The sequence below is a fragment of the Candidatus Woesearchaeota archaeon genome (assembly GCA_018303425.1).
Lineage (GTDB): Archaea > Nanobdellota > Nanobdellia > Woesearchaeales > JAGVYF01 > JAGVYF01.
This window is the reverse complement of the sequence record JAGVYF010000012.1, coordinates 23,127-37,565: the sequence shown is the minus strand read 5'-3', so window position 1 is coordinate 37,565 and position 14,439 is coordinate 23,127. Positions and strand designations below refer to the sequence as shown.

General features: G+C 33.0%; 18 protein-coding genes. 5 read left to right on the top strand and 13 right to left on the bottom strand.

What is annotated here, in order from left to right; genetic code table 11:
* The 6 genes from J4418_02670 to J4418_02645 all read right to left on the bottom strand — a co-directional run.
* The coding region (locus tag J4418_02670) for a hypothetical protein (GenBank protein MBS3112957.1) at nucleotides 1-350 on the bottom strand (350 nt) is incomplete at its 3' end.
* A 37-nt stretch (nucleotides 351-387) separates the two neighbouring features.
* Nucleotides 388-972, bottom strand: coding sequence for a hypothetical protein (locus J4418_02665; GenBank protein MBS3112956.1), 585 nt, complete (start codon nucleotides 970-972; stop codon nucleotides 388-390).
* Nucleotides 972-1,571, bottom strand: a complete 600-nt coding sequence (locus J4418_02660) for a hypothetical protein (protein MBS3112955.1) — start codon at nucleotides 1,569-1,571, stop codon at nucleotides 972-974. Before J4418_02660 ends, J4418_02665 begins: the two co-directional genes overlap by 1 nt.
* 66 nt (nucleotides 1,572-1,637) lie before the next feature.
* Nucleotides 1,638-2,075, bottom strand: a complete 438-nt coding sequence (locus J4418_02655; GenBank protein ID MBS3112954.1) for a metal-dependent hydrolase — start codon at nucleotides 2,073-2,075, stop codon at nucleotides 1,638-1,640.
* 7 nt (nucleotides 2,076-2,082) lie between these two features.
* Nucleotides 2,083-2,655, bottom strand: coding sequence for a hypothetical protein (locus J4418_02650; protein ID MBS3112953.1), 573 nt, complete (start codon nucleotides 2,653-2,655; stop codon nucleotides 2,083-2,085).
* 238 nt (nucleotides 2,656-2,893) lie between these two features.
* Complete coding sequence (locus J4418_02645) at nucleotides 2,894-3,391, bottom strand: hypothetical protein (GenBank protein MBS3112952.1); 498 nt, start codon at nucleotides 3,389-3,391, stop codon at nucleotides 2,894-2,896.
* Nucleotides 3,392-3,546: 155 nt separating this feature from the next.
* On the opposite strand from J4418_02645, the gene J4418_02640 reads away from it, so the two are divergent.
* Both J4418_02640 and asnS read left to right on the top strand, forming a co-directional pair.
* Nucleotides 3,547-3,855, top strand: coding sequence for a hypothetical protein (locus J4418_02640; protein MBS3112951.1), 309 nt, complete (start codon nucleotides 3,547-3,549; stop codon nucleotides 3,853-3,855).
* Nucleotides 3,856-4,092: 237 nt separating this feature from the next.
* A complete protein-coding gene (gene asnS / locus J4418_02635; protein ID MBS3112950.1) occupies nucleotides 4,093-5,391 on the top strand; it encodes an asparagine--tRNA ligase in 1,299 nt (432 codons plus the stop codon).
* 1 nt (nucleotide 5,392) lies between these two features.
* Here the strand turns inward: asnS and J4418_02630 are convergent, their stop codons facing one another.
* The 3 genes from J4418_02630 to J4418_02620 are packed head-to-tail and all read right to left on the bottom strand — an operon-like array spanning nucleotide 5,393 to nucleotide 8,443.
* Nucleotides 5,393-5,671: a hypothetical protein gene (locus tag J4418_02630; GenBank protein ID MBS3112949.1), complete on the bottom strand. Its 279-nt coding sequence runs from the start codon at nucleotides 5,669-5,671 to the stop codon at nucleotides 5,393-5,395.
* Entirely contained in the window at nucleotides 5,665-6,873 is a 1,209-nt protein-coding gene (locus J4418_02625; protein ID MBS3112948.1) for a DNA repair exonuclease, read from the bottom strand. Before J4418_02625 ends, J4418_02630 begins: the two co-directional genes overlap by 7 nt.
* A gap of 49 nt (nucleotides 6,874-6,922) precedes the next feature.
* Nucleotides 6,923-8,443, bottom strand: coding sequence for an ATP-binding protein (locus tag J4418_02620; protein MBS3112947.1), 1,521 nt, complete (start codon nucleotides 8,441-8,443; stop codon nucleotides 6,923-6,925).
* A gap of 113 nt (nucleotides 8,444-8,556) precedes the next feature.
* On the opposite strand from J4418_02620, the gene J4418_02615 reads away from it, so the two are divergent.
* The 3 genes from J4418_02615 to J4418_02605 are packed head-to-tail and all read left to right on the top strand — an operon-like array spanning nucleotide 8,557 to nucleotide 9,737.
* Nucleotides 8,557-8,877 carry a hydrogenase maturation nickel metallochaperone HypA gene (locus J4418_02615; GenBank protein MBS3112946.1) on the top strand — a complete coding sequence of 107 codons (321 nt, stop codon included), beginning with the start codon at nucleotides 8,557-8,559 and terminating at the stop codon, nucleotides 8,875-8,877.
* A 45-nt stretch (nucleotides 8,878-8,922) separates the two neighbouring features.
* A complete protein-coding gene (locus J4418_02610; protein ID MBS3112945.1) occupies nucleotides 8,923-9,423 on the top strand; it encodes a YbhB/YbcL family Raf kinase inhibitor-like protein in 501 nt (166 codons plus the stop codon).
* Nucleotides 9,420-9,737, top strand: a complete 318-nt coding sequence (locus tag J4418_02605) for a hypothetical protein (GenBank protein ID MBS3112944.1) — start codon at nucleotides 9,420-9,422, stop codon at nucleotides 9,735-9,737. Before J4418_02610 ends, J4418_02605 begins: the two co-directional genes overlap by 4 nt.
* Here J4418_02605 and J4418_02600 read toward each other — a convergent pair.
* From J4418_02600 to J4418_02585, 4 genes are all read right to left on the bottom strand, one after another.
* Entirely contained in the window at nucleotides 9,734-11,356 is a 1,623-nt protein-coding gene (locus tag J4418_02600) for a hypothetical protein (protein MBS3112943.1), read from the bottom strand. The two genes, J4418_02605 and J4418_02600, sit on opposite strands and share 4 nt — an antisense overlap.
* A 7-nt stretch (nucleotides 11,357-11,363) precedes the next feature.
* Nucleotides 11,364-12,182 (bottom strand): hypothetical protein, encoded by an 819-nt coding sequence (locus tag J4418_02595; GenBank protein MBS3112942.1) that lies wholly within the window; start codon nucleotides 12,180-12,182, stop codon nucleotides 11,364-11,366.
* 31 nt (nucleotides 12,183-12,213) lie between these two features.
* On the bottom strand, nucleotides 12,214-13,446 hold the full coding sequence (locus tag J4418_02590) for a Ni/Fe hydrogenase subunit alpha (GenBank protein ID MBS3112941.1): 1,233 nt from the start codon (nucleotides 13,444-13,446) through the stop codon (nucleotides 12,214-12,216).
* Nucleotides 13,447-13,687: 241 nt separating this feature from the next.
* Nucleotides 13,688-14,386, bottom strand: a complete 699-nt coding sequence (locus J4418_02585) for a hypothetical protein (GenBank protein MBS3112940.1) — start codon at nucleotides 14,384-14,386, stop codon at nucleotides 13,688-13,690.
* Nucleotides 14,387-14,439: the final 53 nt, after the last annotated feature.

The window sequence follows — 14,439 nt, the reverse complement described above, 5'->3', positions numbered from 1 at the left end:
ACTGATGGACCGGCAAAAAAAACCTGGCCAATTGCTAAACCTAAAACTAATAAAGATGTTAATAATATCCAATAATTTACTACATACCTGTATTCTCCTGCTAAAAAAAATGAAGTAATTGCCTCATCGCTAATTCCAAAAAACTTAAAAAACATTAGCAAAAACAATGCAAATATCAACAACATTGAAAACCAGGGTGTCATGTATTTTATAATAGCAATCACTGGCGGAGAAAATAAAGACATCATAGCTAAAACAAATGCAATGATAGCGTGCAAATTTCGATTTTTACCCAGTATCTCCCGCCATTCTAAAACTGAATATGTAACAACCCAAAATAATTTGAACATATTCCAATAATCCGAGGTCTAGGAACGTTGGCATTTTTTAGGGTTTCTTTTTTGTTAATTCTCTTAAAAAATCTGCAATTGAATCCACCCATGTCTTTGTAGGATTAGAATTTCCGGTAATTAACATTATAAATATGAAAAACATTGCACCTGTTACTAATAATCCTTGTACTTCAGGATTAACCCAATCAAAAAGATGAAAATTTTCAAACCATCCTGCAGATTCCCCAAATATTGCGCTTACAATTAATAATGAAACTATAACAAGCCCTCCTCCAAGAGCAGAGCCTCCAAAACTTGCCAGATCAAAACCTAATAATCCTACAAGCAGCAATATTGAAATTATTATCACCAATATTAAACCCACTGATGGTAATGACTCATTAATAATATTCACAACATCCTGCCCATAACTATATGAATAATTGCCAGTAACGTGCGGAAATACAACTGAAAGTCCTAAAACTAAACCTATAATAGTAGGAACATGCTTGTTTGAAGATAATACAGGCACTTGTTTAAGCGCCATAAACGAAATTGTAAATACTAACAAGAACGGCAAAATTACGTCTGCCACACCCATCCTTTCTAAAGTATAAATTGCATTTTCAAAAATTGCCATTATGAACCACCTGTTCTTGCTTGATCATTTGTTCTATTTTTGTCTCCCGCCGTTATACCCCACATAAATAATGCTATTACCCCTAATAAAATTATAGCTCCAACTGCCTCATCATCCCAATGATCTACCATAAATTCATAGAACCATTCAAGCATTGATTGCCCTGAAGCAAGCGGAACCGCATGAAAAAATATCAATAAAACACCTAAAACCATAAACGCTGTAAAAAACATTAAAGTGTATGAATTTTTTAATTCACTATATGAAAGTCCTTCTTTGCCATAAAAAACTCCTAACAACATTAAAACACTTATACCAACTAAAGCAAGCACTACAACGTTAGCCATTGCTTCGTTTATCAATGCTACCAGCCTTGTTGATGCAATAACAAAAAATGCAATGACAAAGGCTACAATTGAGTTTAAATTTTTCTTTGAATAAGTATTTTTGTTAGAATCATGATCCTCACCTAAAACTCTTGTCTTTTCAAAAATTGCAAACATTATAGTAAAAACAAGTAAAAAAGGAAGGATTACATCATAAACCCCTATTTTATCTAAAAATGTCAAAACACCTCTAAATACACTTTCTTGTACCATATACCAAGTTTAATGGTAGATTTTATTTATAAAAGCTTCGGTTTCAAATAATTATTGGCCACTATCTTAAAAGAAAAAATAAATAATAAACATAATAATTGCTAATATATATTCTGTTAACGAATTATATTCAACCCATCCCCGTATATCATATTTTTGCGGATAAAAAAGACGAAGTCTTGAAGTGTCTAAAGAATCAAGCACTAAATGCAACAAATAACCTGCGCTAAAATATATTCCAAATGAAGGCATAATTGCATATAAAACTGCGGATATTACTAACCACCCGAGTATTGAATGAAAAACGGTTCTTGATTCGTCTTCTTCAGGATAAGGAGTGAAAAGAACTTCAAGTGTCCTCCGAAACCCATGTTTTTTACCCTTCACGATCATATCAAAAATATGGTCAAAGTCGATTAAAGTTGAACCTAATACAATTGCTCCGGTATGACCCAAATACTTCCCTAATAATAGGGCAGATAAAATATGCGTGGTAAATAACATTGTTTATTTATTTCTGGCTTAACTGAAAACATAAATCTTCAAGTTTCCTCAAATCATATTTAATGCCATCAAACTTTTTTCTTAATTCACTTTCACGGATATCAAATTCTAACAACCACTCATATATTTCAGATATCAATTCTTTAGCTTTGAATGGACTTTGATAATCCCCTTTTGTTGCATCCAATATTGCCCTTCTAACAAGTTCACCTGATAAATCTGCTATTCCTAATAAATAATAATCAGTATCAACATTAAGCTCTTTTTTAGAATAAATCTTTCTTTCTTTTTCATAACCAAAAAATAACAATGCTTCAACATATTCTTGAACAGCAACTTTATATGACCCTTGATGATACATTTTAGGATTTTTTGAAACATATTGGTCAAGCTCTTTTAATTCTCCTTTTATATCCTTAACCAATTTTTCCGCCATGGATAAATCCGAACGATGCACCGCATAAATTACTTGCTTTGAAAGTTTTAATACGTCCCTTGATTTCTTAATAAGCAACTCTCTTTGTTCATCAAACTTTAGAACATCTTTCTTCATTTCATTAAACTCTTTTGCGTTTAACATTCCAAGATATAAATTAAACTACTTTATTTATAAAGGTTCCTAGTTAAAATCTCATTTTCCACAGGTGTATTTCACTGAAGGTTTATTGTTTGATTATTTAATAAGAAAATACACTAATTTTCTACTAGTTTTTGAATGGAGTTTATTCGGCATCAAAAATTTATTTATAGTAAGTTAAAGAACCCAAAGAGTGAGCATGCCATCAGCCTGTGATGGTACCCTCGTAAGATTTTGACAATTAGCAGCAAAGAATATCGATTTGATTAATCTTAATATTTTCAGCCACGCCATTTAAAGGATCTTTAACAGAACAATCTCCGTTATATGGCAGCGATATGCTTGCCCCAATATTTGATTTTGTAGTCTCCGTTATAGATTGACTAGATACGAGCCTTTCAGCAGAACAGAACTTAGTTATCATAGAAGAACCACCGGGACCCTTATAATAGGTTATATCTTTAGAGATTATTCTTAATAAAGGTTCCCTATTAATACTACTGCATATATCAAAATCGTTTTTGTTAGCATCTTTTTGAAAATCAACTTCTACAAGTTTACATGCAGGTTTGTCTGATTTGCTGTTTAATTTTTCATTAAATTTACTCAGTCGCTCATCAACTTCTGCTTTTGTATAATTCCGGTTCATAGAAATGTAAAAACTAGCCCCTCCAATTAATAACATAACAAAAACTATTACTATCAATTCGCCAATTGAACCTTTTTTATCCATATTCATATAATAATAAAGTTTAGATATGTATATAAATTATTCCTTTTGCGTGCTGTATCGGATAATTACTTTTTTCTAATTAACACATACCTTTTTATCTAAATAATAATAAATTAATAAATAACAAATTTAATAAATAAACAAGTTATATAATTTCCAATATGAGCATAGACAGACAAATTGACGAAATCTTTGATAGAATTGATGATAACTTTCTTGATGGAAACTTTGATGCAGTTAATGAAGAATTAAAAATAATTAAAGTAAAAGAATTACATACAGACCTATTAATCGCATATTTGACAATAAGCACATCAGCCCATCAAAAACTGGCTTACTGGCCAATATTTTACGAGCTCATTGAACAGGAACTTAAAATAAGAAAAGAAACAAAAGAAAAATGGAGAACTCCAAAAGTGGAAGATTTATTGGGCGGATTTAAATCAATATATGAACTTTATAAAAAATGAACCAAATATGAAATCCCTTCGCTCAGGCAGTTTATAACACCAAATTACGATAAACCTACACCATCATGGCTAAAATGCCTTTTATTATTTTTTCTCGCAGGTATTTTAGGCGCTGGTTTCATAATAGCCCAAAAATGAATTTAAACGCCCAAATACAATATAATATAACCATATCTCAAGACAAAATTAAATTTTTAAGCACAACCTTTAAAAAGTTCTAAATTCTCCCACTCTATCATGAAATTTCTTACAATTAAAGAAGCGATGGAAAAAGGAACTGGCAAAGTTTCAATTAGGGGCTGGGTGTATAGAGAACGTGGCAGTTCCAAGTTTAAATTTGTGGTATTAAGGGATTCTACTCAAATAATCCAATGTGTTATCAAAAAAGAAATAGTTGGTGATGCAAAGTTTGAAATTGCAGATAAAATGCAGGTTGAAACTTCTTTAACACTTAATGGCACTATTAAAGCTGATGAAAGAGCCCCAACAGGCTTTGAAATCCAAGTTGATGATTTTAGAGTTATAGGCGAATCACATGAATATCCAATTACAAAAGATCAAAGCGTTGAATTTCTTGCAGATAAAAGACATTTATGGTTAAGAAGTCAAAAAATGATTGCGATTATGAAGCTCAGAAGCGCAATATTCAGCGCAATACGTGAATATTGTAGTGGTCAAGGTTATTATGAATATCATTCTCCCATTTTTCAAAGTATACAATGTGAAGGGGGTTCAACTTTGTTTTCTGTGCCTTACTTCGGTAAAAAAGGAGTATTCCTCGCGCAAACATGGCAGCTTTATGCAGAACCTGCAATCTTTGCGCTTGATAAAATATATACAATTAGTCCGGCATTTAGAGCTGAAAAATCTAAAACCTCAAGACACCTTACAGAATTTTGGATGATGGAAATGGAAGCATCATGGATCACTTTTAAAGAAATCCAGGACTTTGGCGAATCAATGATTAAACATGTAATTAAAAAAGTTCTCGAAGAAAGACAAGACGAACTAAAAATTCTTGAAAGAAATACTAAAACATTAGAAGCAAGCGTGAAAAAACCATTTCCTAGAATGACATATACCGATTCAATAAAAATATTAAAAGATAAATGTAAAATGGATGTTGAGTGGGGTAAAGATCTTAGAACAATCGAAGAAGATAAATTATCAAAACTTTATGATACGCCCATTATTGTTACAAATTACCCTAAAGTTGTAAAAGCATTCTACATGAAAGAAGATGAAGAAGACCAAAGAACTGTAAAAGGTTGCGATTTTATTGCGCCAGAAGGTTACGGCGAAATCATTGGGGGTTCTGAAAGAGAAGCGGATATTGAAAAAATTAAAAAACGTCTTATTGAAGACGGAGAAAAGATAGAAGAATATGAATTCTATTTAGACACTAGGAGATATGGCTCAGTGCCACATGGCGGATTTGGTATGGGTGTTGAAAGAATCATTGCATGGATCTGCGGACTGGACTCAATCAAAGACGCAATCGCATTCCCTAGAACTATGTTAAGATATAAACCCTGAATTATTTAAAACTTTTCTCATAAAGACTTCTTGCTCTTTCCAACATTTTTTCTTTTCCAGTGTCTCTGCAATAGGGAATAAGAAACTCTAAAGCCTCTCTGGCTTTCTGTTCAAAACCATGATGACAATTATACTCTAAAGAATTCATGCGAGATCCAGCTATGACATCAATTTGATCAATCTCAAGTTCTCGCTCTGAACCGGCTAATCTTTCTTCTAACCTTCCCCGCGCAATCTTCTTTTTTTCGTTCAATGATAAACCGGACCAATTTTCTACCATAACAAACCCCCCAATTCTTGTTTTAAACGGGACTCAAAATCTGATACCCTCTCGCCCTCTTGTTTATCTAATGATAAGATATTTAACAAACTATTTACTAAACTTTTTTCTTTATCAATATCCATTTCATCAACTTTAATCTTACCTGCGTGTTCCTTAATCATTAGCTCTTCAATCTTATCAACATCCTGAACTGCAACTTTCACTTCTTCAAATTCACTAGTCTTAATGCCTGAAGTATTCTTCATTACAAAATATGCAGACTTATCATAAAGAGATTTAAAAATCGAATTAAAGTTAATATCTGAAATTTTTCCGGATTCAAGAGTGCCATAAACCCTTAAAATAACAATTGTATTATTAAACTCTATACCTTCAATGTATGAATTAATTTTATGTGTTACTTGCTCAGGAGTTTTATGATCACAATCAACTGAAATATTAAAAGTGTTCAAAACTGAAATTGGCACCCACTCATGATTATTTTCAGTTACAATGTAAAATCCGCCATTTCCATATTTTTCAAGTTCTCCAAAATTTGCAGGAAATAAAGCCCCTGGATATGTAATCTTGCCATACTCTGGCTCATCTTTTTCAAAGATGTAATGAACATGGCCGCCGGCATAATAATTAAAACCCTTAGGCAGCAAAGACAGGGGTTGAGATTCCATATTTTCAAACTCCGCCGGCTTAAACTCAGTCAATGCAGTATGAAACATAAAAATTTTATAACCTCCTTCTTTCACTAAATTTGAATGCTCTAAATTTTCATAATAAGCTTTATCAAGCATGCCTTTTTTACCCAGCATACCTGTAATTTTTACACCTGTTTTAATATCAACTGTAAAATTAAGTTTTAATTTTCCGTCTTCCACTGAACCTTTAACAACATTGACAACTAAACCGGCACCTTCTAACACATCTAACATAGTTTTGCCGGATGGAGAAAAATCGTGGCTGCCTGCAATGATATACACCGGAATCCCGGCTTCTTTCAAATGTTTAAGTTTAACAACAACTTCTTTTAATAATTCAATTGCAGGCAACGATGTATTAAATAAATCTCCTGCGATTAAAACAAAATCAACCTCTCTCTTTATACATTCATCAATGGTTTTAATAAAAACTTCAGTGCTTATACCCCTCAATTTTGGGTCTCTCCAGGAACCAATATGGCAATCAGCAAAATGAGCAAACTTCATTTTTAAACTGCCCCAATTTGAAGCTTAAAAAAAGAAAACTTTTCTTGTTTCATAACCCTACCCCGGAAAAACTTAATGTCTCCCTCTTAACTTCTTTTTGTTCGCGAGTAAACATTGGAATCTTTACAGGCACGGCAAACTTGCTAAAATTTGAAGTAACAATCGCTTCGCCTTTGTCTAAAGATGCAATTGAACGAGATGAGGAACTTAAATCTTGCGAAGCGCTTTCAATGATGGCTTGACGTTCAGCTGCCATTTCAATACCCATGATTACTTTAGTGTTCATATTTGCTAATATCTGCCGGGGAATTAAAGAAGGGAGCTGAGTAATTGCGGTCAAACCAATTTTAAACTTTCTGCCTTCACGGGCAATCGTACTGAATATATTCGGACCTTGCTCAAGAACTTCTTTGCCTAAGACACGAGGCGCCTCTTCCAGCACGATAGAAATAACTGGTTTCTCGTCTAATGCTCCCTGAATTTTGTGCCGTTTATATTTATAAAAAATTTCTGAAGTAATTAACGACCCTATTAAAATTTCAACAGAACCTGAAAAAGAAGATGTATCTATCACCACCTTCTTCCCCAATTCAAGCTCATTGCATATATCCCCCACAGTTGTTTCACCGGTATTAAGAGAAAAAACCCCGTTGCAGAACAACTGTGAACCATTAAAATCAAGATCAAGTAAATTCAATAGTCGTCTTTTCACTACGCCAATTGTAGCCTCCTGAAAACTGACATCTAAAGGTTTTTCTAATACTATTGCCTCGATCCAATTATCATGATACCTTTTATGATAAGCGTTCATTGCTTGTTTCTGCGCATCTGAAAAAAATACAGCCCCGTTAAAATGTGACGGGTTTAAACAATTAATATTTATCCTTAAAGTTCTCGCCCCTACCGGTGCATGATTATGCGTATAATATAACACATTTTCTTTTTTGGGGTGATCTTTCAACCCAAACTTATTTCTGCCATAATATTCATCGTGGGGGTCAAGGATTAAGATTCCGCAATAATCTTTGTCGATAGTGTCCCATAATAAATTTGACATCAACACAGATTTACCCCTGCCGGTTGTGCCTGAAACTAAAATATGGTGAGAAAAAACCTCTTTCCCCGGCAAATAAATATCAACATCAACTTGCTTTGAACCAGAACGAAGTTTACCAAAGCATAAACTGTTTTCAGGTTTGGAAAGGAATTCTAAATCTTCCTTCCTTAACTCGCGCGCTTCTGCAAAAAATTTAGGCAAAGTTTTACACAATGTGACATTAGGCCCATTTATATATAGAAGAGGCTTAAGCAGCGCAAGCCCGTACATTCTTAAGTCTGCATCAAGCAATTCCAGATCGTTATCCAAATCATGTTCAAGTTTTAATCCGGACATTAATTCTAAATTTTGTTGCGAAATTTGTGACCCAAAAAGCAAATCCGTAACCTCATATATGATCCTTGAACTGCCGTCTTCTGTTACAAGCAACTCACCAATTTCCAATGATTTGCTGGATTTCTGCCTGGCCACTATTTTTCCAAGTTCACCAGAAATAATTAATGCTTTCGTCATCATAACGTTTCAGACTAATGCCTTTTTTAAAGATTTATAGAAATTAATACCGCTATTTCAATCTATCATATATAATAGAAATTTATTTATACTCATAAATATGGTTAAACTCTATGCATGATTTATTCGCAGTACAGCGCATAATTGAAGAAGCAAAAAAACATGGCGAAATTAAAGAAATTTCTATTGAAATGGGTGAACTTTGCGACCTTCATGATCATGATATAAAAGGCAGAATTGAGGAATTAACGGGCTGGATAGTAAACTTCACCATAAAACCATCAAATATCAAATGCGGGTGCGGTTATGAAGGTGAACCCAAAATAATTGAAAAAAATCATGAAAATGTACTTTATACTTGCCCAAGATGTGAAAATAAACCTAAAGTTATAGAAGGCGATGAACTTATCCTGACAGAAGTAAAGATAAAATAAAAATCCTATTCAGAGCAAAGTTTCGGATATTCAGCCTATAAAGAAATGAAAAAAATAATATTATTTATCCTGCTAATAATAATTGCAGGATGCGCAAGAGAAGTAAATATGATGAAACTTACAAGCCCAGACTTTAAAAATAATCAAAAGATTCCAGAAAAATTTACATGTAAAGGCAATAATTTTAATCCAGGCTTGGAAATAGAGAATATTCCTGTAAAAGCTAAATCATTAGTATTAATCATGGACGATCCTGACGCGCCAAGAGGAACTTGGGTGCACTGGATAGTATGGAACATACCAATCACAGAAAAAATATATGAAAACTCAGTGCCTGGAGGAAGCATGCAGGGAACAAACAGTGCAAACCAAACAAATTACATTGGCCCTTGCCCCCCCTCAGGAACACACAGATATTTCTTCAAACTTTATGCGCTTGATACAACATTAAATCTTCCTAAAACATCAACCAAAGCAGGCCTTGAACAGGCAATGCAACCTCATGTAATTGAAAAAGCAGAGTTAATTGGATTATTTAGCAAATGAAAATCTATTGTTTTGGCAATGAATACATTAAAAACGACAAACTTGCTAAAGAACTGGGGGATAATTTAAAAATTCCAAATATAGAATTTATCAAATGTGACAAAATAGAACAAATCCTTGAAGAAAAAGGCATAATCTGCATAATGGATGTTGTTAAAGGCCTAAAAAAACCCACTATAATTACAAATATTGATATGCTAAAAAACAGATCAACTATATCCTGTCACGATTTTGATTTGCAATTTTTCTTAAAACTGATGAAAGGTTTAGACAAAATAAATGAAGTGATTATAATTGGTTTACCGATGAATTAATACCAATAATCTTTTTTTAAAAGGAATAACGTTTCAGCCGGATCAAAATCCGAGTTTTCTTTTTCCAATAATTTCAGCGCAGCCGCCGAATTAGGGATATCAGATTGCGCCAAATATGATTTAGCTAACCAATAAGCCGACAACCCCCTATATCTCGGGTTTATTTTTAAACTCAATTCAAACGCCTCTATTGCTTTAGTATATTTTTTAATACTAAAATAATTTAGCCCGCTTAATGGCAACGCTTCATCAAAAAAAGGATTATCCTCATACTTTCCTGAATTACCTTCATCATAAAGATTAAGCAGTGAACTTAAAGCGCCATTAGACTCCAAGAAATTCCCTTGTTCATGCAAAAGATATCCCAATTGATATTTAGAATATGCATGATTGCTGATTTTATAAAAAGCAACAGCAACCCGTTTCATACCCATCTCAGAATATAAATCTGCCATTGCCATTGGCAACTCGCTTTTGTAGATAAGAGGATTCTTTTTAAGAGCCTTATTATAAACACTAAATGCATCAAAAAAAGCAGACTCATTTTTTAATACAGTCCCTGCAAAAAGATAAACCTGATTTTCTCTCCATAAAAATTCTTTATGTGACGGACTGCTGAAATCTAGTTCTGTTTTCAATGAAAAATTATTTTTACCATTATCTGCAAACGTAGGATCTACTGATGTGTAGAATACCCCCTGTTCATTAACCGTGGCAAATATATTCCACATATGCTCATCATTTGAAACTCTAAAACAAAATGTATTTTTACTGCTGAAGTTAAGATGTTTACTTGTCTCATATACCAATTGATTTAACATAGCCAAATTTCTACAGACTAACTTTAATTTTCCTTCTTTGCCCCCAACTTCTTTCAGCTGGGCATCAAGCGAAGTTTGATCAATTTTATAGGCAAGTTCCTTGGCAGACTTTACAAACTCTCTCGGGTTTTTACACGCCTTTTTCTTAATACCTTTTCCCAAACTTAAGTAATATTTCTTATTAATCATATCACCAATACCATCATTATCAATGTCCAATCCGATACCTACAGAAGGCGTAACCATTTCATAATTATAACTTGACCAAAACCGCACCAAATTAGTACTCCACCTGATAAATCCGGAAATGTCCCACTCATGATGATTTTTATAATGTAATGCTTTAGAAGTTTTCATAATTTGTTCAAAAAAACTCTCTTTGTTCTGAATTAATTTTTCTATATTACTGATTTTAAAGTCATATAAATCAGTTAATTTTATGAGATTTTCTAAGTCCGAAGTATCTACATTACCCTGGGCAGGCTTAATCTGGTTGTATTCCTTAAATGGCACATATTGCATCTTGCCAATTAAATTATTCAGTTTCTCTAAATCTAAACTTTTGACAAATTCAACATTTTTATTATTTTCTAATCCTTTGTTTTCGGACTCATTAGTTCTTGATGCTTGATTTTCTAATCCATTATTTTCAGACCCTTTATTTTCTAACTCATTATTTTCTACTGCTTTATCATTTGATAAAATAGGCCCAGAATATACACTAATTGGTTGATACATTAAATTCATAAGAGGTAAAGTTAATCCAAGTACGATTGAAGTTAATTTATTTTTTTTCATCGTAATATTAAAATTTAAGATTTTTAAGGATATCCATTACTTCATTATCATCAGATAAATTATTTTTAAAAATATCCGTGGCCCCATTATCATCAACAGGAGTATTTTTAAGAATCTCCATTACTTCATTATCATCAACAGGAAAATTTTCAATTAATTCGCAAATATCATCTAAAATCTCCGGATTTTGAAAACCTTCACTAACAACATATCCATTACTAACAGAATAATCTGGACATATTAACCCACCAACTACCCATTTTTTTAATGCAAATATATTGCTTGCATAGTCCCTCAAGTCTTTTACATTTTCAAATTCATAATAACCGGTATTATCAATATATGCATGCCTGTCTCCAAGATAAACATAACAAACCGCATGCGCTTCTTCAACTGAACGCAAAAGCATTATAGAAGTATCATACCCATTATTCAATAACATATGATTTGCAAAGTTCGCAAAATCTTCACAATCTCCTCCTCCTGACAAATAAAATTCAAGAGGCGATTCCATATAATCAGTACCAACATGCCCGTCAATTTCATCAGTAGCATAATGTTGATTTTTCTGCAAAAATTCACTTAAAGCCTCAGGTGTCCAAACTCTCTCTTCAAGCGCCCGGTATCCTACAGAATTGCGTCCATCAGCAACTAAAAAAACCTCATTATCCATAGAATATTTCTTTCCGGGATGTCTTTGAAAATATTGTTCAATCTTATTATTCATATAAGTATTATCAGGATAAACAGATTGAACAGGTTCTCCCCTGGCAATGCTTGAAACCGTTAAAGCCATGCTCAAAGCAATTCTTCTTAATAAGCTCATAAAATATAATATATATCACACTATTAAATACTTATTCATCATTTTTTTCCAGTTTCATTTCCAAAAAATGGGTAGAACAGCTGATACAAGGATCATAAGCGCGAATTAGCTTTTCAATCTCAAGCTTAATCTCTTCTTCACTATATTTAAGTATCGCAGGCAACCTTTGCTTAATCGCTTCCTGTATATTTAATAAGTTTTGCGATGTTGGAGTTGTAATGTTAGCTGAAACGCAAATACCTTTTTTATCAAAACTATATTTATGAAACAAAATTCCCCTAGGCGCTTCAGCCGCGCCTATACCAACAGCCGGCCTTACATTAATAGGCTTAAGCTTTTCATTTTTCAATTGCAGATTTTCAAGTATATGTACGCATCTTAAAATACCTTCATATATTTCGATTGCCTGAGCAACATTGTTCATATAAGGAGAAGTTTTATCAATTAAATGTTTTTTAACTAATTTTTGTGAAAACCCTGACAATGCATTAAAATTGTTAACCATCCTTGCAAGCGCGCCGACCATATAACTTTTGCCATCTATCTGCACAAATTCAGCTGTTGACCCTTTTTGAAAAAATTCGTTAAAATGTTGTTCATAATCACGGCTAGGGTAACACTGCTTATCGTCGCACATGATAATTTTGTTTGAATCAAAATAATGCCCACCGGATAAGGCCGCTAACAATTTCTTATGGCTCATCTCAGGATATTTTAACGATGTAAACAATTCAACTGTTGCTTTTGCATCTTTCTTTATTAAATTTAAATGTTTTAATAAATCGTTTACAACTTTTTGTTCCGGAATCCTTGACAATCCCCCGGGCACAACTGCAATGGGGTGTATGTCCCTACCCCCTAAAAAATCAACTAGCATATTTCCCATTTTTTTAATCCTTAACGCCCTTTCAATTTCAGGTTTGTACTTAGGCAACATTTCCAAAGCATTATTATATCCAATATAATCGGGCAATGTAAGAAAATATAAATGTAAAACGTGGCTCTGTAAAGTTCCTCCAATTAATACTAACTCGCGTAAGAGTCTTGACTGTTTACTGACCTTAACATTGAAAGCATCTTCAACAGCCCTTACTGAAGTAATGGCATGCACCGGCGAACAAATACCGCAAATCCTTGAAGTGATATGAGGAAGATCATCCCACTTTTTTAATGATGCTTTTTTAATTATGCCATTATCAACTATGATATGCAGCTTAGCATGCCCTTCAATTTTTGTTACCTGATTGAGTTTTATTGTTTTCATAACACTTTGAACCTCTCAATACCATAATCATATGTTTTTTCCACATTACAGTGAAAATAACTAACAGATAATTCCTTATTCTTTCTATGATATATTATATGTTCACAACATAAACCTTTCTTTAAACATAAACCATATGGACTGTTACAATTCTTTTTATTTTGATTTTTTTTGCATTCCATCTTCCAATAACCCACACGCTTTCTGGTCTTTTAAACTAATATCGGCAAACTTGCTCATCTTATTGCATATCACTCAAACCCCATGATTTGAATAGCCTTACTTCCGCAGGAAAATTACTGGAAGATAATGGCCCCCTGCACATAATACATGGAATATTATCTTTGGTACATATTGCGTCACATCCTCCATGTGTTATTGCTCCAAGGCAAACTATTTTTTTTCCAAGGTAACAATCTTTACCTCTTTTCGAACACTGGTCACATACTGATCCTTTAAACTCTGTAATAACCTTGCCTTTTGCATAATTCGCCAAAAAACTAACAAATTCCTCTTTAATAATAGGACACCCCCTCATATGATAATCAACCTTAATAAAACAATCTAATGGTTCAACCTCAATTGAATCTTTCAGCATTTTTTGGTTATATACATATTTTTCAAGTTCTCGATTTTCCATATAATTCCTCATTGATGGAATCCCGCCATTAACTGCGCAGGCGCCAATTGCAACAACAAATTTAGACTTGTTTTTAATATTCTTCAACTTTCGAACTTCTCGTTTAGTGGTGATTGCCCCTTCAATAAACGCAATATCAAAATCTTCTTTGCTTCTGTCTTTATCTTTTAATAAATGGAAATAACCCACATCCAGCTGTTGTAATATATCCAGAATTTTGTCAATGAACAAAATGGTAAATTGACAGCCCTGACAACAAGTAAACGAAAAAAAACCAATACGGAGCTTTTTTTTTACCATGGCCATTTTAATGATAATTAACTATATAAATATTGAGGAAAATGACAAATAGA